Genomic DNA, 18,997 nt, shown 5'->3' on the forward strand with positions numbered 1-18,997 from the left:
AAGAATCAAAGAAAGGAGTGTTTCGCTTGAAACTAGCCGATATCAAAGGCAGCTACGATGCAATTTTCAGCCTTGGTGACTTGTGTTTAATCTCGATGCAACTGGAGAAAAATAACCTCCGTCCCTATGCTGGCCCCCTAGATTGGATGGCCTCATACAACCTTTCGGACGTAAACCGGCTCCTCACCAACCGCTTTGCCCGGTTTATGGATCTAGCCAACCTCGAGGTTGAAAAACAGATCAGCGATGCGCTATACCTTGTCGTTGAGAAGGAATACAACTTTTTGTCCAATCATGACTTTTTGACGTATAAAAACACACCTGATAATCTCGCAGATTATCCAGCGATCAAAGCCAAGTACGACCGGCGGGTACAGCGCTTCCTGCACAAATGCGCGACGGCTCGAAGAATCCTGTTTATCCGCACCGAAGGAACGCATGAGCAGACTGCCGAACTTGAACAAGTACTCTCAGGCCTCGTTGTCAACGACTTCAATATCCTACTTCTCAATCACACGACTGCCGTTCAGACTATAGTCGAAAACGATTGCCCCCTGAAGCGGGTATGTTCTCTTCAAATGCCAGAAGTCGGGAAATGGGATGGCAACGATCCGCTGTGGGCCGATATCTTAAGCGGCATAGTACTTGACGAATCCTAGCAAAGAAGCTTGCAAATTCTCCAATTATAAAAAGGGGCTTTCCGTGCGCCAGCACCAGAAAGCCCCTTTTTATGTGAACTGCCGCACCCATCAGTTACCCCGATTACAAAGGTTTATCCAGAAGCAGCACTTCGATGTCCGGCAGCCGATAATCTTTAGGAAGATTGGCAAAAATCTGGTTCCAAATCGAATAGTCGACCTTCAATTCCAAATGGGATGACTGACTCACAAAAATACGGTTATACAGATCCCCGATGACCATAAAGGGTTCTCCCGGCAACAGACTCCCCCCCCTTCCTATTGAAATGGCGTTTCAGACGCGGCCGGTTACCTGTTGATACAGATTCATTAGCCGATCCATCATGAGATCCAATGACCAGTGCTGAGCCCCCCAAGCGGCGGCATTTCGTCCAAGCTGGAGGCGAAACGGATCGTCCTGCAGAAGCATATTCAGATGCTGGGTCAAGGTGACTGGATCCTTCACCGGTGAGACCAGCCCCGTCACGCCATGCTCGACCATCTCCGGCAGGCCGCCGGCATTGGATACACAAGCAGGAAGCCCGGCAATCTGCGCCTCCATGACCGAGAACGGCTGATTATCCTGAATGCAGGAATGCACAAATATATCCGATTTCGTCAATAGTGCCGGGACGTCATGGCGCTCACCCAAAAACAGCACGTCGTTTTGCAGGGACAGTCCCTCTACCTGTCGCTGCAGTTCCTCTCTTTTCTCACCGTTACCGACGATCCAACATACCCAATCCTGGCGTATAAATTTAAGCATGCCGAGGGCCGAGATGAGCACATCGATTCCTTTGACAAAGGACAGCCGTGCCGGAAATATGATAACCTTTTTATCCGAAGGGCGCTGGACATCGGTTCCCGCCTCGGCCTTCCGCCAAAAATCCTGGGTATCCAGACCGTATTGGAAAACGCTGACGCGGTTCTCCGGGATGCCGAAATCGTAGACAAGCTCGTTTTTCTGCCACTGTGTCGAAGTAATCGTTACGCTTCCCGAAGAGGCTCCGTAATACTCAATGGACTCAAAATACTTCCATGCCGGGGACCCTTCTGTAATGCCTAGATGAGGATTTAAACGAAAATGGTTGTGAAGTTCCTGTGAAACCGAACCGTGTACTTGAACCACCAGCGGCACATGAGCAGGCTTGACTCGGCTGATCGCCCGCGCAGCAAAAATATCCTGGGTGTGTATCAAATCGTACTGGTCAAGACCAAAACAGGCGGCGGAAATTTCCATATTATAGCGATCCTCTTCGTAAAAATAAATCAGCGGATCGGTATGCAGTAAAGGCGACTGCTCCTTGGCTAGCTTGGCTGTCAGAAACGGCCGAATCTTTTCCTTATGGAGCTCCCTGCCGCGGTTGATAATATGATACTTGGAATAGTCCGGGCTGTTTCCGAGCAGATCGACCTGGTGTCCCATCGCTTCCAGCCTCTGCTGAAGCTGCGTCATATACTTCCATACGCCGCCGACATGGGGAATCAGCCAGAATGTAGCAAGTAATATTTTCATGCCTTCTCCTTCCCATGGGACCGGCGAGAAGCCGGACTCACTGATGATCGTATTGATAGCAGACACTATACTATATTGAAAACAAAAAGGCCGGGACACGACTCTTTAGCCCTTTTTTCAGATAAATTGCAGCAAAGCGAGAAAAAACGGCCGGCGTTAGTGAAGATGAAGGCAAGAAAGCGCCGGAACCACTTGGTTCCGGCGCTTTCAGCAAACCTCTTTGCGTATAGTAGATTAGTCGGAGTAGGCCACAGCTTCAAAGCTCTCAGGGCCTGTACGGTTCGGAATGACCGCCAATCCAGCAGGGATGCTGACAAACGCCTGATAAATGACGAAGCCCGGATTGGTGGTGAGTAGGTCAATTCCCGTGACTGTCAGTACGTCCGTCGTTAAGAGCAGCGTACCGACCGGAAGCGTCTCCGTTGCGGAGTAGATCAGCGTAGACACCCCGCCGACCACCCGGAAGATCGTTACCGTTACCGGTACGAGTACGGCGACGACGGCACTGAGCGTTACGGTTGCCGTAAAATGGACGGAAAGGTTCGCACCTGCCGTAGATGTGTTCAGACCCAGCGTTCCGAACAAGGCAGGCGTCGTGCTTGCCGGAATAGCAACAGCCCCGGCGGTAGAAACGTTTTGTGAAATCTGGCTGTCAATTAAACGATTTGGCATAAGATTTTCCCTCCTTTCATCCATAGATTATGCGAGGGTTCTGCCTCTCGCATGGACGAACTATCCTGTCTGTTCATCCAATTTCAGGAGGGAAATATATGCCGGATGATCCTCGGATTTTACTCCATTGCCGCAACGATCGGTCGGATGGCGCTTCTAACGCGTTCTTGCGTCGCGGCATACTCGTGGTTAATAGCTTCGCGGTGGCGTAAGGTTCCCATACCCGGGTGCCAGCGGTATCCGACCAGCGGCTCATCCAGATACGGGAAGGGAAAACCGGCTTGAATCACTTTGCCCCAAAAATCCAAATCGTGCGTATATGGCAGGGCTTCATTGAACAAGCCGACGTGGCAGAAAAGCTCCTTTCTCATCATAACCGTGCACCCGTTGACCGGATTGGCATTTAAGAAGCAGCGATAGAATTCCACCGGCCGCTGAAAGACCACTCCGGCACGAAACTGTGTAATCTGGTTGTGCATATCGATATAGTTGAAATTGGTGTGAGAAATCCAAGCGTTCCGCTCCAGCATGAACAGCACCTGGTTGTTGATCTTGTCCCGGTAAAACAAGTCGTCTGAGCTCAGCCACGCTATATATTCTCCCGAGGCATGACGGATCCCGTGGTTGAGGGCGCTGGCAGTACCCCCGTTGGCCTTTCCCAGGTAATGAATGTGGGACTTGTATGGCGCCAATCGCTCGGCATGTTGTGTCGACCCGTCATCGACTACAATGATCTCTATGGGTTTGTAGGATTGCGACAAGGCGCTTTCAACCGCTTGCTCCACGTAAGGATCGTTGAAGAAAGGAATGACGATCGTAACCAAAGGTCTCATTTGGAACCTCCCCCCCGGATGCGGAAATATTCAAGAACATCGGTTAGCGAGTCGCGGATTGGAATGGAGGGTTCCCAGCGCAGCAGCTTCATACTGGCCGCTTTATGCGCCGTTTTTCCCTTGGTGGTATCCTCCCCTTCTCCCCATTCCACTGGAGCGGTTTTTCCGGCAAGCTCCATAAAGAGTCCCGTAATCTCGGCCAGCGTGTATTCCTTACCGGACCGAACAGCATAATTCTTACCGGGCTTTCCCTTCTCGAGCAGAATGCCGTAGGCTTTGACTGCATCCCGCACATCCAGAAAATCCCTGCTGGCGTTGCGGGAGGAAATGCGGAATGGCTCCGTTGCTTCACCCCGCTCCCACGCCGTGATATGACGCCCCAATAAAGCACAAAAGCCTGTAGAGGGGCCGGGGCCAATGAGGTTTGACGGTTCTGCCAGCATCACGGCCTGACCAAATAGTTCCCTCCATGACAACACGGCAGCCTTTTGCAAACTTTTGCTGAGACTGTACGGATGCGGCGGGCGAAACGGCGGTGTAAGCTTGAATACCGCCATCGTGCCGGCGATCAGCACCCGGCAGGAAGGCAAAGGGCGGAGAGCGTTCAGCAGATAGAGCGTGGGAAGCACATTGGTTTCCATATATAGCAGTGGTTCCTCCCAGGACTCAGGCACCGAGTTTTTACCGGCAAGGTGAAGTACATAATCCGGAGCAATGGTTCCGACGAGCTCTTCAATGCACTTTTTGTCAAGGAGATCGCACGAATAGTATCGGACTCCTTCGACCTTATCCTCTTCTCTGATATGGCGTACTATCGCGGCAACCTGCAAACCCTGCCCTGCAAAATACCGGCAGGCATGGCTGCCGGTAAATCCCGAAGCCCCGGTAATTAGTATGACACGCTGGTGGAGGTCGTTTCTCGCATCCATTTCTCCAACTCCTTCAGCATGTCTCGGTAATGCGGAACTTCGTAATTCCAGTCACTTCGTGTCGAAACGAGCGTTCTGTCCTGCACGGGGGTATTTGCCGGAACCACAGTCACATCCACCAGGTTCCAAATTTCCTGAAACAAGAGGAGCAGATCGTGTTTGCTGATCGGTTCCGGATGAGCCAGATGAATCAGCCCAGACAATGATGGCATCAACAATGCAGTATCGATCGCTTTTGCCAGTTCCAGCGTCGTAACCCCGTTCCAGAACACGTTGCAGTACCCCGTTACGGTTCCCCGTTGATGCATAAACCAGTGCATGAGCCCGATTCCGCGGGAGCGGATTTCCGGGCCGATAATGGAAGTACGAATCGTTAAATGTCCAGGAGCACAGACCTCCCCTAACGCCTTCGTCAAAGCGTAGACGCTCGTTCCATCGGGTACGTCGTTTTCCTGGTAACCTCCGCGTGTTCCTTCAAAAACGCAGTCGGTGCTGATATGAATCAATCTGGCTCCGATCGCATCTGCTGCACGGCGTAGACGATGGGGCAGAAACCCGTTAATATGGTAAGCATTGATTTTATCTTCTTCCGCAAAATGATTGAGGACGCCGATTGCATTGATAATGCAATCGGGTCTTACGATTTCGATCAGTTTATCTACCGTCGCGATATCAGCAGCATCCACGATCAATCCGCCATTGTTCCGGGGGTCACGGGTCGTGTAGAAGACCTGGTGCTTGCTTTGCAGCTTGAAATAATCGACCAGCATATGGCCTGCCATTCCGCTTGCGCCCAGGATCAACAGTTTCATTATAAGAACCCCCCGCGCTCCAAGATATTGCGAATGTCCTCTTTGCTCATCAAATGGTAGTTCGAAGAGAAGCTGCTGAACGAAACCGGCTCGCAGTGGCTGTACCGTTCCTTAAGCTCAGGCATGTTGAGTGTAGGCAAAATGACCAGATATTCCTCGTCATAGACGACGGTCGTCATGCTTTCAAAGTCACTCATCAAAATTTCATGAATTTTCTCGCCAGGGCGAGTACCTGTTTCAACGATTTTCACTCCATCCCGTCCCGAAGCCTCAATCAAAACCTCCGCTAAATCAACGATCCGGCATGCCGGCATCGTCATTACAAAGATCTCACCGCCGATGCTTTCTTCTGCCGCCTTGAACAGCAGGGCGATCGCATCCCGAAGGGTCAGGAAGAAACGGGTCATTTTCATATCTGTGATCGATACCTGGCCCTTGCTCCGGATTTGGTCCTTAAAGACGTGCACGACGCTGCCGTTTGTTCCAAGTACGTTACCTCCCCGAACGGTGACGAATCGAGTATCGGTGTGAAGCAAATTCGCATACACGATTAACTTCTCGCCGATGGCCTTGGTCATCCCGTAGAAGTTGGAGGGGTTCGCCGCCTTGTCGGTCGAAATATAAAACACTTTTTTTACTTTATTTTCAATTGCCGCCTCAATCACATTTTGCGTGCCAATCACATTCGTTTTTAACGCTTCATATGGCTGATCCTCGCATACCGGCACATGCTTGAGCGCGGCCAGATGGAACACGTAATCGATGTTATGACATGCTGCCGTCAGAGCTTCTTTGTCGCGAATGTCCCCGATCCGGAAATGAAGCCGTTCGTTCTCGAACTCCCGGCTCATCGCCACTTGGGAAGACTCGTTCCGGGAAAACACCACCACTTCCTTCGGACCCAGCGGCAGCAGCTGGGCAATCAACTCGTACCCCCAGGAACCGGTGCCGCCGGTCACCAAAATACGCTGATTTTCAAACATGCACGTTCCCTCCAAGCAGATATTTGACAACCTTATCCGATACATCTTCCGCCAGATATCCCTGCGGACACTGCCACTTCGCATTCAGCTCGAGCATCAGGGATGCCGACTCGGCAATTCGTTTCGCATCGACGCCGGATACGATGTTACTTCCGCAATCCACCGTTTCCGGACGCTCCGTCGTTTGCCTCATCGTGACCGTCGGTACCTGCATAATGCAGCACTCCTCCTGCACCGTTCCGCTGTCCGTTAATGCACAGCAGGCAAATCGCTCCAATTGGACAAAGTCGAAAAATCCAAAGGGTTCATGGAATTCAACCAGAGGGTTCATGGAAAATCCAGAATGCTCGGCAATCCGTAAAGCCGTCCGGGGATGAATACTGCAAATAATTCGGCGTCCGTGCTGTTCTGCAATCAGGTTCAAGCCCTGCATAATCTGCTCCAGATGGTCGGGTCGGTCCACATTCTCCGCACGGTGCGCCGTGATCAGGAAATACTCCTTTGGCTTCAGCCCCAAGGTATCGAGAATGCGGCTGCTTTGAATCTGGAGCTCGTAATGCTTCATCACCTCATAGATGGGATTTCCCGTGAGAACGATCCGCGAGCTGGGAAATCCTTCGGCAATCAAATGCTTCTTGCTCTGTTCGGTATACGGCATATTAATGGTTGAAATGGCATCGATGACACGCCGGTTCTTCTCCTCCGGAACGTTCAGGTCAAAGCAGCGGTTTCCGGCTTCCATGTGCACTACAGTATACCCGAGCCGTTCGGCCAGAATCGCGCAGAGGGCGCTGTTGGTGTCCCCGAGGAGCAAAATCTTATCGGGCTTCTCCTTCTTCAGGATCACCTCTATTTGGGAAAACATTGAAGACAGCTGCATTCCCAGAGATGCTGCCGAGTCCTGCAGCACATAATCGGGATTACGCAATCCAAGTTGGCGGAAAAAGATGCCGCTCAGCCTTTCCACAAAATTCTGTCCGGTGTGCACGAGCACGTGGCGCTCTGCATACCGGTCCAGCTTCGGAAGAATGAGACTGAGGCGGATTATTTCGGGTCTTGTACCCAAAATCGTCATAATTCTCATAACTTCCGTCTCCTATTCTATCGTTTCCTTCCCTTCCGCCTTTTGGCGGATTTGGCCCTCTTGATTTTCAGCTTTCGAAGAGCCTTTTTGATTGGAAATTTTCGCGACTTCCTCGCAAAATTGTTCAGCCTCCTTTTACGGAAGATCCGGATGCGGAAGGTTTTTCGGCGACTGGATCTCCGCCCTTTTCGGGGGGCCTGTGCCTGTACAGCCGGAGGCTGAGCCGGTACCTCGGGCTCCGCAAAGATCAGCGGCGAGCGGTTTCCGGGCATCAGCCAGTGCGGATACAATGTGCGCCACTGATTCATGATTTCATCCAGCCTCCGCTGATAGGTCTCAATTCCGTACATCGCCCTTGCCGTCGCTTCATTGTGGAATCCGGTGTTCGCCAGCGCAGCCGGATCGTCGAGCAGACCGGCAACCTTGTCGGCCAGCCCTTGCACATCTCCGGCAGGTACGGCCAGGTGCCCATTGCCTGTACTAACCATCAGCTCGCCGAGCCCCCCAGACGCAAAAGCAACCACCGGTTTCCCGCACAGCATGCCTTCCAGCGCGGTCATTCCGAAGCCCTCCGACACCATGCTCGGGACGACAAGAATGTCCATCGCACTGTAAACTGACTGTACCGATTCCACGAAAGGGATAAACTGGAACCTTGATTTATATCCGGAAAATCTGACATCCGTCAAACAGGCATCGTAATAGCGATGATCCGCAGCCCTGCCGACGATCACAAACCGGCATTCGGGTCGTCTGGGGCATAGAGATATCGCCATACGAATAAACTCGTTTAAGCCTTTTTCCGGATGAATGAAAGCGGAAATGTAGCCGATGCACTTATGCTCCTCTTTCAGCCGCAGCCCTTTCCGCTCGCTCTGCCTTACCATCTCGCTGAAGGAATGCAGCCGTTCGCTGTCCGTAGACGGAGGCAGCAGGCTGATCGGGCTGCTGATTCGTCCCAGGAACACCCTGGCGGCAGATTCCGAAATCGAGATAATCCAATCGCTGTAAAAGTCAGCAATGTTCAGCACGTCCGTCGTGAACTCGTTCTCCTGAATGACCTCCGTCACTTTCCAGACAACAGGGATTCCGAGCGATTTGGCGGCGATTGCCGGCAGCGCGTTGACGATGGTGTTCGTCAGCACCAAATCCGGTGCAGTCTCTCCAATGAGCCGGACGACGGAGGCGTAATCGGGATGGCTGCGCAGCTCCTCGGCATTCTGCGGCAGCCGGGAATCCGGGTTATACATGCCGTACAACAACGGGAAGGTCTGAATCATGACCTGTATTCCCTGTTTACGGGCATGATCGGTCAGCTTACCTTCGCCCGGAGCCACTAAGATGCAATTGAAATAAGGTGACATATACCGGCAGAACAGGAGCAGCAGTTTCTCGGCTCCTGTAATGCTTTTGGTATTGCTGACATGTGAGAACAGCATTAATTTAGGTTTTGTCATATCCATGCTTTAGGACCACTGTAAAATCGTACAGGGGTACGAATCACACCTCCTTTCACCCAGGTAATACAAGATATGAGAGGCGCATATACGCCGGAACCGACACATGGTGCCCGCCATCCGTCCAAAAATGCGTTCAAACGTATAGGGCCTACGCGTAAATGATCGACAGCATCTCGTTCAGGCGCTTGCTGTACGTATGGTCCCTGAACGTTCTCTCCAATGCATTCAAAGCGATCTGTCTGCGTTCTTCCTCATGTGCAAGGTAATATTCGATTTTGCCCAGCAATTCCTCCGGGGAGCTGTACGTTTCGATCTCCACGCCCGGTGTGTAATATTTAGCCAGGTCGCTCCGGTTATCGCTGATTTGGAGCGTGGCGCAGGCGGAGATTTCAAAGGTGCGGGGATTGGGGGAAGCTGCGGGAATTTTGACGGCGTTGTTGTTCACGGAATCGTCCTCATGGGAGCGGTGCAGATTGATGACGATCTTGGAGCCGTTATACGCCTCCGCAGTCTCGGCGGGCCCCATCCATTTATTGAGCTCGATCCGGTCCTGATAGGCCGTATACTTAGGCAGACGGTCCCACCAGATCCCGTTGATCACCGTTTTATGCTGCATGAGCCGGTCAATGATCGGGTCAAAAAAGGCGATGCGGTTCCAGTAGGCCGAGCCGATAAAGCTGACATCCCGGCGAAGCGGGGATATATTCCGGGACGGACGGTAATATTCGGTGTGGGCGGCAAACGGCAAATGGTAGACATGCGTGCAGCCCAGCTGCTGGTAATAAGGAATGCAGTTCGACTCCAACGTAAAAATGTAGTCATAATGCTTGACGTTCTCCATCGTCATGTCGGTATAGTAAGGATCGTCTGTAAGCCAGACCGCGCTCCGAATTCCGAGCTGCCGGACGGTATCCATCATTTCGTTATTCACGAACATACCGTCCAGAACAAGCACCAGATCGGGAGCTGCCTGCAGTACTGCTTCGACGGTAAGCTGCCCCGGCTCGATAATGATCACTTCGGCGACCATCGTCCGGAGCGTGGAAGAGATGGCCTCGTCCAGCGGAGAATACGGGTACCCTTTGCCGGAAGCGATATACAGCACCCGGATTTGACGGAACGGGACAGGTTCCGCTGGCCGGCTGGCAATCACATCCGCACGTCCCCGCAAATAACCTTCATGATATCCGCTCCGGTAGCCGTCTTCACGTCCCCTGGCTCTCGCCTGGGCCGAATCGTAGCTCAGAGTCAGATCGGGAACCCTTTCGGGCCATTTAACCTTCGACATATCGACACTCCCTCGTTTGATATTGTCCGGTGTCAGAACTGTTCCAGAAACGTTCTCATCCGGGAAATAAACGTATGCTCCTGCCGGGTCGTGTACAGCCCGCGGGCCGCCATGATTCTCCGCTCTTCTTCATGCTCCAGATAATAGTTAATCTTGTTTTTAAGCTCCTCTGGGGATGTAAAGGTTTCGATGTCATAGCCCGGTCTGTAATAATTGGTGAGATCTTCACGGATGTCTGTAATCTGCATTGCCCCGCAAGCGTTGATTTCATAGGTCCTCGGGTTGATCGATTTCCCGCTGATCCGGTGGCTGTTGCGGTTGTCCTGCCCCCATTCATCGGGACGATGGATATTAATGACCACTTTCGATCCGTTGTAATAACGGACCGTCTCCTCCGGCGGAATAAATCCAAGCCTTACCGAACGCCCGAGCAGGTCTTGCTGGGACAAACGCTCCCAAAATCCCCCGGCAATCAGCACGTTTTTATCCCTCAGAAACGGCGCCAGTTCATCGAAGATGGCGACACGGTTCCAAAAGGCATTGCCGATAAAGCAAATGTCGTACAGATGCTCCGGTCCGCAGCGCAAGGGCTTGAACATGTCAACGTTCACAGCCAGCGGTAAATAGTGGACTCTTCTGACCCCGAGAGCACTGTAAAAAGGCACGCATCCCAGCTCGTGGGTAAACACGACGTCGTACGCGGTGCATGCGGCTGCGGTATCCTCACTAAAATAGGGATCATCGACAAACCAGACGGCCGTCTTGATCCCCATCGCGCGAACCCGCCGGATATCCTCCAAATGATTCTCGGGAAATACATGCAGTCCGTTCAATACGAGGATGAGATCGGGACGTTCCTTTTGAGCAAGCTCCAGCATCTTCGGAGCCTCTACGACGATACATTCTCTGACCAGGCTGCTCAGAGCGGCGGATATTCCCTGATCAATGGCATGAAAGCCCTGCGGAATATAAAACACTTTCATGTCCCGGTAATAAGGCTCCGTAGCGGGTATCCGTTCCATGACAGCCTGACAGACACCAAGGCGCAGGCCGTCCTCGTAGCCCTGCCGGTAACTGGTGCTTGCCGCCGTTTCAGCTACATTATCCACAGTCTTCACCCTATCTGTCATGAATTGTGAAAGAACAATATAAATATATGCGGAAGAGGCAATTGCATCATGGACGACTGCCTTCGCACGGCTAAATTGGCGGATGCCCTGCCAAAAAAACGTCAAAAAGCCTTTCGCCCCATGGCTGTCTCCATGGAGCGAAAGGCCTGACTGTGTCCCATTCCCTCACGTTATTACTTGGATTGATAGGCTAACAAATGACCATCTTCATAGCCTTTGGCAAAACCCGCATTGAACCCTTCATTGTATGCTTCGTCAAATCCTTGGCTGTACGCCGAGTCCGGACTGGTATGAGGCTCTACGCCTTGAGCCACAGGAACCGGCAGCACCGGTTTCGCGACCCGTTTCCGTTTTCTGCGGATGCTTTTGATCCGGTGTCTTCTTTTCTTCAGAAGCAGGCTGTTCCGCCGTTTTTTGGTCTTGGTGGCCCGTGCTTTACGGGCAAGCAGCAGGCGCTTCCCGGATTTTGACCTCCGAGGACGTTTTTTCTTCGTTATCATCCGTTAATCCTCCTGTAATTCTCGGGTGGCTGCGGAATGGGCGGATAGAGATGCGTTTAACCAGGGCGGTGCGGCATTCCCGCTACGGGGCTGGCACAGGCTGATGCCCGTGAGCATCCGGCACAATGCATCCTGATGCTGCGTCAGAAGCCGGATATTTTCAAGAAGTGCCCGGGCAGAGAGGTCCGACTCGGAAGAAATGTCGGCGATGCTCCCGAGAATCCGGGCCAGCGCCTTTTGGCTGAGCGCGATGGATCGAATGAGCTCCAGCTTCGTTTCCTGCTCACGAAGGAGCAAACTCATTTGCCCATGTCTCCGAGGCCGTAATCACCGCCGCCGCCGAACATGCCTTCCCCGCCACCGCCACCGCCGTACTCTTCTTCTTCCTGTACAAGCAATGCTTTCAAGTTGCTGCACAATCCATTCTCCATCTTCGTAAGCCCCTCCAGCAGCTCCACGATCTGACCGTGAATCTGTAGAGGCTCGCTCAGTTGATTTTCATGGCTTGCAAACGCGTCCGAGTTCAAATGATTCAGCGTCCAGTTCCGCATTTTCTCCGCTTCGACTGCTTTGGCTTCCAGAATCATGGCGATGTTCCACTGGATTTTGGAGGCGGCGTCCAGCATATGCAATAAGGCCTGTTCTCTGCTCATATCCAGCACTCCCTTACGTTTCTCCCGAAGTTATTCCTCTTCATTGCTGCCCATCTCTTTCACCACGTGATTCAACGTTTCCGCCAGTGCTTCCTGCAGGTCAGCAATGCTGCTAAGGTAAGAAATGATGCTCTTGTTGATCTGGCTGGAATTTTCAATCAACCCGCTCACACCGTCAAACTCCGGATGTTCATCGGGCAAATCATGAATAATCTGGGCCATCCGGACCGCCACTTGACGCTCGGCATCCAGAACCCTGGCCATCTGTTGCTTGGAATGTGACATATGGGTGAGCATTTCGTCAATTTTGCTCTGCATTCCGGTTCCTCCCTGATGTTAGGTCACGCCGTCTGCGAATAGGCGGTCCGCCTGATCCGCATCTGCCTGCTATATCCTATGCCGCCGCCCTGAAGACAGTTACGCGAATGGAGGCGTGATCCGTTTTTTTTCTTATCATTTTTTGTAAAGATCAGAGCACAGGGTTGTCAAGATGCGGAGGCGCGATGATCAGATCCCCTTCCGGCACGGAACTCACCAGATCCATTGGCCATGCCGATAGTTTTCTGTGGTCCATATGCCAGCGGTTCAGAGCATGCATGGACGCAAAGGGCCTTAGCGTTCCGCGGGACCACTGGTACACGCGTCCGCCGGCGCCTGCCACCAGCAGACCGTCAGCCGCTTCGCCTGGTCCCGCGGATTCGGACTGGGATGCGGTATCCAACATCGTCCGGATCTGGTCGCTGGACAGCGGCTGCACGCCGTCCGGGATTTGCCGAATATCCATCATGGACAGCAGTGTGGCTTCAGCCACATCCTGGACCGTCCCGCCGCTGACAGGATATTTCTGTCCGTTCAGCAAAAAATACAGGCGCCCTGCCTGGTCCCGGACAAGTACGTGTGACGGGTACAGATCATACCCGCTTCGGAGTCCGGGGAACCTCGCAAGCGCACCTTCCTTCATGTTCGTCACCCAGGCGTAAGGGTTATCCCACTTATTGATGTAGTATGTCTCATTACGCTGGTGAACCGGCTCAAACTGCTGGCCCAGCTGCTTCATGCTCACGCTTCCGAAATGGTGAATAAAAGAGTCCCCCGCAATGAGCAGCTTCCGTCCGGTGAGCCGAAGCCGGATGATCCAGTCATCGTCCTCATAGTTGCCGATCCGGTACCCTTCATCCAAATATCCGATGCGGTGCAGAACATCCCGGCGGAGCAGCAGGCAGAAGCCGACCAGGCGGTCGGTTTCACGCCATAACCCTTCGTTCGGGACGTTATGACGGGCGGCGAACGCCCACATCTCCTCCACGTTTTCATAAGGAACCGGAATCTGCTGCTCTCCGCTGATATAGTTCGTCACGGGCCCCACGGCGCCGATTCGGGGGTCGCTGTCCAGGCAGCGGAGCATATGGCTCAGCCAGCCCGGGGTGACGAGCGTATCATTATTCAGAATGACGACGGTCTCTCCCTTCGCCATCATCATGCCGTAATTTACGCCGCCGGCAAATCCGCGGTTCACTTCCAGTCGGGCATACCGGATGGGCCTGCTCTGCCGCTGCAGGCAGGCGGCCGTATCATCCGTCGATGCATTGTCGACGACGATAATTTCATGCGGCTCCGGCGTATGAGCTTCGATGCTTGCAATGCATTGGATCAGAAATTCGGCTTGATTAAAGGTCGGAATGATAATACTGGTGCCCTGGAACGGAATATGAAACGTATCTTTTCCCCTTTGCAGTCCTTCCGTATACCCGCGCTCGTAACCTTCGTTGTACCGGCTGCTTCGAGGTGGCGCCAAGCTGGACAGCCAAGCCCGCTGTCGTTCTTCATCGATCCTGTTCCGCCTCTTCATCTTGATCCCTCCCCATTTGTACGAATGGTGTTCTTGTCGGTGGTGCATTCCTATCTTCCCGCGTATGGCGTCTCGCCGGATGCCAGCTTGTCGGCCAGATGCCCGAAGTCCAGCGCGACCTTGCCCAGCTGGTTGGCGATTCGCTCGCAGATCACGACAGCGGGAATGCCGCTTGCCACCACAGCCAGGTCAAACTCGCATCCGGCCGCCTCGGCCATGACTCTCGGAATGTCGCGAAACCCGCGTACCGGGCTGATCACGGCGGCAATATTCAGAGCAGCCGAAGCCCTGAGTACGTCTGCAAGCTCGGGAGCGCGGTCTCCGATCAGGAGCAGCCGTCTTCCATAGAGCAGCAGCTGCAGCAGGCCATGCTCATGCAGCGCATAATTGATCGTGGACGTCGTTAATGTCAGGCTGCGGTAAGATATTCCGTAATGCCGGAGCACGGGAAACAGCAGGCCCTGGAACGTCGGCAGGCGGGAATGCGGAATGCCGATGATCCCCGCCGTGCGGAGCGATTCGGCCAGCATGTCGCGGGCCTGCGGATCAGGCAGCGTCATCCCGGCGTTCGAGAGAAAGCGGCCCTTTTGCCGCACTTCCTCCACATGGAGCACGGTATCATGTGCCAAGGCCAGCAGTTCACCGTCTCCCAGACGGACGACCGATAACGGCTGGCCGAAGGCCAAGGCATGCTCCATTCGTCCGTAGACTTCCTCGGGACGCAGCAAAGGCAGCCAATGCTCCCTGTATACCTGCAGCCCGGCAGCGATAACCTCCCCGGCGCCGATCTCTGGCAGCACTGTATACGGTGGAAGACGGGAGGCGACCGTCTCCTCCACTCCCTCTGCGTATCCGGCACGGTAGGCTTCCTCGCGCATGGCTTGGATATCGATTTCGGGCATCGGACGGGCTGCTTCCTTCAAGTCCTCCGGAGGAAGTTGAAGCGTATCGGGCGCAGGGACGAATAACGGCGGTTTCGGACGCACCTTGCCGTAACGCGGCTTGGTATTTCTGACCATTCTGCCGAGCGGAGCCTGGCGCCTGCGGGAAGAATGGCGGCGCTTGGACCCCTTGAAACGAAGAGCCCTCTTCCAAGAAGGAATGAAGGCTCTCTTACGGATAGGAGGGCGGCGGCTCATGGGAGAATTCCCTTCATCTTCTTGCCGGCCTCCTGGAGGGATTCAAACGTGCCCGCGTCGCTCCACCATTGCTGAAGGATATCGTATTCCAGCCGCCCGTCTGCGGCATAGACGTTGTTGACGTCGGTAATTTCCAGTTCACCCCGGTCCGATGGGCGAATCCCGGAAATAATATCGAACACAGCGGTATCGTACATATAAAAGCCTGTGACACAGTATGAGGACTTGGGCTTCGCCGGCTTCTCCTCAATCAGGCTGATGAGTTCGGGATGTGCCCGGTCAAACACCGGAACGCCGTACCTCCGGGCATCCTGTACCTGCTTCAGGAGCACCCGAGCCGTGCCGGCGGGCTGCCGCATGAATTTGTTCACATACGGGCCCAAGTCGTCCAAAAACAGATTGTCTCCAAGCAGAACGACAAATTTTTCATCCTTGACAATAAAGCTTCTTGCCTGGTCCAGCGCTTCGGCGATTCCTCCCGCAGACTCCTGAATCCGGTAGGTCAGCTGTACTCCAAAGTCCTGTCCGCTTCCCAAGAAGTCCGTATACAGGCCTGCGGACTGTTTACCCATGACAATGAGAATTTCCGTGATGCCTGCCTGGCGCAGTCTGTCGATGCCATAGACGATCATCGGATACTTTCCGACAGGAAGCAAATGCTTGTTGATCAGCCGGGTCAGCGGATACAACCGGGTACCTGTCCCGCCTGCCAAGATGATACCTCTCACTGCACCTCTCCTCCTTCAGATATGCTGCCTGCTTTTTCAATAAACTGGCGGGGATCGATATGCCACTTATCCATAAACAAGCGATGGTTCCGGTCAATCAGCTGTTGAATCTGGTCTGAGGCTGACCGCATAAAGCTGGCGCTGCCCTGATGGTATACAAGCGCGTCCCCGCACATCAGCAGACGGTACCCGGCCAGCCGGGCCCTGTAGCAGTAATCGTCATCCTCATAATGACCCGGCGAGAACGCTTCGTCCAGGAATCCAATCTTGCTCAGCACATCCCGCTTCATGAGCAGGCACATACCGATAATCCGGCTGACTTCCACCCAACGGGACGGGTCTGACTGATTGTTCCGGGCAGCCACCTGCTGGAATTCCTCGATATTTCGAAAAGCGACCTCCACTTTCTGCCTGCCCGAGGCCGCATTCGTTACAGGACCGACCAGACCGACATCCTCCCTGCTGTGGAGAGCCGCAAGCATATTGGTCAGCCAGTTGGCCGACACCGTGACATCGTTGTTGAGCAAGAGCAGATCGTCCCCTCCGGCTGCCGCCAGCCCCATGTTGCACGCGACCGGAAACCCCCGGTTCTCCGGGAGGGAGATAAAAGGGATCCCTTCATTGATGCAGTAGCGGTCGGTACCGTCCGTCGAGGCGTTGTCCACGACGATGATTTCATAGGGGGTATCGGTGTATTGGCGGATCGCCCCGATACAGGTTGCCAGCATCGGCAGGCCGTTAAAAGTGGGAATAATGATGCTTGTCATACGCGTGTCCGTACTCATCGTGCATTCCTCCGCAAGGCGACTTCCACGCGGGTGCCTGCCGATGCTGGAGGCGTCCAGCCGGCACTGAGCAGCGAATGGAGCGCTTCCGCATGGTCCCCGATGATCAGGTCGGCTACCGCATTGCCGGCCCCCGTGTTGCCTGGGCGTTTCCGGTTCGCGGTGATCACGTCTACCGGCTTCACCAAGGCGAAGCGGTAGCCCTTTGCCAGAGCTAACGCTTGGGCCTTGGGAGGAACCATCAACTGCCCGACGCCGATATCAGCGATCAGGCGTCCAGCCAGCGCATGGGGCACGGCGGTGAGCGAATTCGCCCCAAGCTCCTGGTGTCCAAGCACCGTATTCAAAAAGCTCTTGCACCGGGTTACTTCGTCCTGCTGCCCAAACAGCGGCAGATACGGATTCAGATCATTCAGTGCAGCATCTGCGCCTTCATCCACCTTATATATAAAAGGGGCAAGCTCCTCGGCAGTGATCGCGACATCCCCGTCCGTAAACAGCACGATGTCCGCCGAAGTCATGGCGGCCCCCACGCTGCGGCCCACGTCATGTCCGAGCCGATCCGGAAAATGGAGCAGGCTGGCGATCCGGTGCTCGCGTGCGACCGGGTAGCTCTGGTCCCGGCAGCCATTCAGTACGACGATGACTTCGCGAAGCGGCAGCCGTTCCAACTGCTGAAGCACCTTGCCCAGCGTGTCTTCTTCATTGCTGGCACACACGACCGCTGCGGCTGATCCGGCCAGCGGCAGCGGAATGCGGTTATCCTTCCGGCCGCTGCCTTTGGCATAACCGCTGGTGTAGCTTCTGGACAGCCGGAGCATCGCCTGGATATCCGGACGCTTCTTCACATGGGCCGCACACCAGTCGGCAAACGTCCGTTGAAGCTGCGATTCATGAAGGAGAGCCTCGGCTTCCTCTGACATAGCGCCAGCCCCGGCGAGAAGCCCTGCCTGATAGGCTGCTTCCAACAAGGGACCTTCCTCCGCCCGGTTCACAGGCACCATCGCCGCGCTGCTCCGCACCGCAATGGCCCGGCCACGGGGCCTGGCCCTCCGTCCACCCCGCTTCCTGCGTACCGGCGCCAATAAGCTTTTTCTTGATCTTTTTCTCATTAGGCTCACCTTCTCACCCGCTTTCGTTCCCGGCCCAGATCGGTTCGGCCGCCTCTTGGACCGGTTTCGGACAAGTACCAATTGACCGCCTGGATATGATCCGTGAGGACGACCTGCTGCAGGGGATCTATCCCGTCCACTTTGGCCCTCCGCCGGTTCAACCGCCCGACCGGCACCTCATGAACCGCTTCGACCCTGAGCCCGGCGGTGACCGCTTGTGCCAAGGCGAGGGGAGGGACCGACAGGCATTCCGTTCCGAGCAGATCGACCACGCGGCGGCTTAGCGCATGCGGCACGGCGGTCAGAGAGGCTCCCTGCAGATCGGGACGGCGCAGCAGCGTGTTCAAGGCATGCTTGGCTTGAACGACCGGATGCGCCTGACGGAGCCGGACCGGGCCGTTATAACGGTTCAGGGCGACGTCTACCCCGCCGAGGACAGCCAAGGCAAAGGGGCGGAGCTCCGGGGCCTTGATCGGCATATCTCCGTCCAGGTACAGCATGACCTGGCCCCGTGCCGCTTGCGTGCCCACGCTTCTACCTACATCATGTCCCAGCGGCTGCTCATACCTTAGCACACGGGCTCCCGCGGACTCGGCCGCCTCTGCCGTCCGGTCGCGGCAGCCATTCGCCACGACGATAACCTCGCAGGAAGGATGCACCCGCAGTGCCTCCCGGACTACGGCGGCAATCGTCTTCTGCTCATTCATCGCAGGGATAATCACCGATACGGCAGGGACAGCGTCGGAACGCGGCGCCCGCCTTGTCTGCAGTTTGGTGTTGAACCGCATCTTAGGCCTTGCTGCCGACTTCGCTGCATGTCGGTACCTTCGGCGCATGGTTCGATAGG

At 54.6% G+C, this 18,997-nt stretch carries 22 protein-coding genes; 1 reads left to right on the forward strand and 21 read right to left on the reverse strand.

The annotated features are described in order from the left end of the window. The first annotated feature begins 26 nt into the window (after nt 1–26). Nucleotides 27–659, forward strand: a complete 633-nt coding sequence (locus ABID47_RS26930; RefSeq protein WP_354501392.1) for a DUF1796 family putative cysteine peptidase — start codon at nt 27–29, stop codon at nt 657–659. A gap of 103 nt (nt 660–762) precedes the next feature. Here ABID47_RS26930 and ABID47_RS26935 read toward each other — a convergent pair whose 3' ends face one another. The 21 genes from ABID47_RS26935 to ABID47_RS27035 form a co-directional block, all read right to left on the reverse strand. Beyond that, a complete protein-coding gene (locus ABID47_RS26935) occupies nt 763–939 on the reverse strand; it encodes a hypothetical protein (protein WP_354501394.1) in 177 nt (58 codons plus the stop codon). 33 nt (nt 940–972) lie between these two features. Next, nucleotides 973–2,193, reverse strand: coding sequence for a glycosyltransferase family 4 protein (locus ABID47_RS26940; RefSeq protein ID WP_354501396.1), 1,221 nt, complete (start codon nt 2,191–2,193; stop codon nt 973–975). Nucleotides 2,194–2,427: 234 nt separating this feature from the next. Further along, a complete protein-coding gene (locus ABID47_RS26945; RefSeq protein WP_354501398.1) occupies nt 2,428–2,865 on the reverse strand; it encodes a hypothetical protein in 438 nt (145 codons plus the stop codon). A gap of 119 nt (nt 2,866–2,984) precedes the next feature. Further along, nucleotides 2,985–3,698, reverse strand: a complete 714-nt coding sequence (locus ABID47_RS26950; RefSeq protein WP_354501400.1) for a glycosyltransferase — start codon at nt 3,696–3,698, stop codon at nt 2,985–2,987. Continuing rightward, nucleotides 3,695–4,627 carry an NAD-dependent epimerase/dehydratase family protein gene (locus tag ABID47_RS26955; RefSeq protein WP_354501402.1) on the reverse strand — a complete coding sequence of 311 codons (933 nt, stop codon included), beginning with the start codon at nt 4,625–4,627 and terminating at the stop codon, nt 3,695–3,697. The genes ABID47_RS26950 and ABID47_RS26955 overlap by 4 nt, the downstream gene beginning before the upstream one ends. Continuing rightward, nucleotides 4,588–5,439 (reverse strand): dTDP-4-dehydrorhamnose reductase family protein, encoded by an 852-nt coding sequence (locus tag ABID47_RS26960; protein ID WP_354501404.1) that lies wholly within the window; start codon nt 5,437–5,439, stop codon nt 4,588–4,590. The genes ABID47_RS26955 and ABID47_RS26960 overlap by 40 nt, the downstream gene beginning before the upstream one ends. Further along, nucleotides 5,439–6,422, reverse strand: a complete 984-nt coding sequence (locus ABID47_RS26965) for a polysaccharide biosynthesis protein (protein WP_354501406.1) — start codon at nt 6,420–6,422, stop codon at nt 5,439–5,441. The genes ABID47_RS26960 and ABID47_RS26965 overlap by 1 nt, the downstream gene beginning before the upstream one ends. Next, a complete protein-coding gene (gene wecB / locus ABID47_RS26970) occupies nt 6,415–7,506 on the reverse strand; it encodes a non-hydrolyzing UDP-N-acetylglucosamine 2-epimerase (protein WP_354501408.1) in 1,092 nt (363 codons plus the stop codon). The genes ABID47_RS26965 and wecB overlap by 8 nt, the downstream gene beginning before the upstream one ends. A 17-nt stretch (nt 7,507–7,523) precedes the next feature. Next, nucleotides 7,524–8,969 carry a glycosyltransferase family 4 protein gene (locus ABID47_RS26975; protein ID WP_354501410.1) on the reverse strand — a complete coding sequence of 482 codons (1,446 nt, stop codon included), beginning with the start codon at nt 8,967–8,969 and terminating at the stop codon, nt 7,524–7,526. A 145-nt stretch (nt 8,970–9,114) separates the two neighbouring features. Next, nucleotides 9,115–10,254 (reverse strand): glycosyltransferase family protein, encoded by a 1,140-nt coding sequence (locus tag ABID47_RS26980; RefSeq protein ID WP_354501412.1) that lies wholly within the window; start codon nt 10,252–10,254, stop codon nt 9,115–9,117. Nucleotides 10,255–10,286: 32 nt separating this feature from the next. Further along, nucleotides 10,287–11,372, reverse strand: coding sequence for a CgeB family protein (locus tag ABID47_RS26985; protein ID WP_435530674.1), 1,086 nt, complete (start codon nt 11,370–11,372; stop codon nt 10,287–10,289). Between the two features lie 185 nt (nt 11,373–11,557). Then, the gene (locus tag ABID47_RS26990; protein ID WP_116234155.1) at nt 11,558–11,884 is read right to left on the reverse strand and encodes a FliH/SctL family protein; all 327 of its coding nucleotides are present in this window, start codon (nt 11,882–11,884) and stop codon (nt 11,558–11,560) included. A gap of 3 nt (nt 11,885–11,887) precedes the next feature. Continuing rightward, nucleotides 11,888–12,187 carry a hypothetical protein gene (locus ABID47_RS26995; protein ID WP_116234154.1) on the reverse strand — a complete coding sequence of 100 codons (300 nt, stop codon included), beginning with the start codon at nt 12,185–12,187 and terminating at the stop codon, nt 11,888–11,890. Beyond that, on the reverse strand, nt 12,184–12,537 hold the full coding sequence (locus ABID47_RS27000) for a restriction endonuclease subunit S (protein WP_354501417.1): 354 nt from the start codon (nt 12,535–12,537) through the stop codon (nt 12,184–12,186). Before ABID47_RS27000 ends, ABID47_RS26995 begins: the two co-directional genes overlap by 4 nt. 30 nt (nt 12,538–12,567) lie before the next feature. After that, complete coding sequence (locus tag ABID47_RS27005) at nt 12,568–12,855, reverse strand: nucleoside-diphosphate sugar epimerase (RefSeq protein ID WP_076174121.1); 288 nt, start codon at nt 12,853–12,855, stop codon at nt 12,568–12,570. 151 nt (nt 12,856–13,006) lie between these two features. Then, nucleotides 13,007–14,386: a glycosyltransferase family 2 protein gene (locus tag ABID47_RS27010; RefSeq protein ID WP_354501419.1), complete on the reverse strand. Its 1,380-nt coding sequence runs from the start codon at nt 14,384–14,386 to the stop codon at nt 13,007–13,009. A gap of 50 nt (nt 14,387–14,436) precedes the next feature. Beyond that, nucleotides 14,437–15,405, reverse strand: coding sequence for a GT-D fold domain-containing protein (locus ABID47_RS27015; RefSeq protein ID WP_354501421.1), 969 nt, complete (start codon nt 15,403–15,405; stop codon nt 14,437–14,439). A gap of 116 nt (nt 15,406–15,521) precedes the next feature. Continuing rightward, nucleotides 15,522–16,253 carry a sugar phosphate nucleotidyltransferase gene (locus ABID47_RS27020; protein ID WP_116234151.1) on the reverse strand — a complete coding sequence of 244 codons (732 nt, stop codon included), beginning with the start codon at nt 16,251–16,253 and terminating at the stop codon, nt 15,522–15,524. Next, nucleotides 16,250–17,038 (reverse strand): glycosyltransferase family 2 protein, encoded by a 789-nt coding sequence (locus ABID47_RS27025; protein ID WP_354501424.1) that lies wholly within the window; start codon nt 17,036–17,038, stop codon nt 16,250–16,252. The genes ABID47_RS27020 and ABID47_RS27025 overlap by 4 nt, the downstream gene beginning before the upstream one ends. After that, nucleotides 17,035–18,150 carry a glycosyltransferase family 2 protein gene (locus tag ABID47_RS27030; protein WP_354501426.1) on the reverse strand — a complete coding sequence of 372 codons (1,116 nt, stop codon included), beginning with the start codon at nt 18,148–18,150 and terminating at the stop codon, nt 17,035–17,037. Before ABID47_RS27030 ends, ABID47_RS27025 begins: the two co-directional genes overlap by 4 nt. Before the next feature lie 5 nt (nt 18,151–18,155). Then, a complete protein-coding gene (locus ABID47_RS27035) occupies nt 18,156–18,938 on the reverse strand; it encodes a glycosyltransferase family 2 protein (RefSeq protein WP_354501428.1) in 783 nt (260 codons plus the stop codon). Nucleotides 18,939–18,997 lie beyond the last annotated feature (59 nt).

It is taken from the genome of Paenibacillus favisporus (assembly GCF_040545415.1).
In the GTDB taxonomy this organism is placed as follows: domain Bacteria; phylum Bacillota; class Bacilli; order Paenibacillales; family Paenibacillaceae; genus Paenibacillus_AQ; species Paenibacillus_AQ favisporus.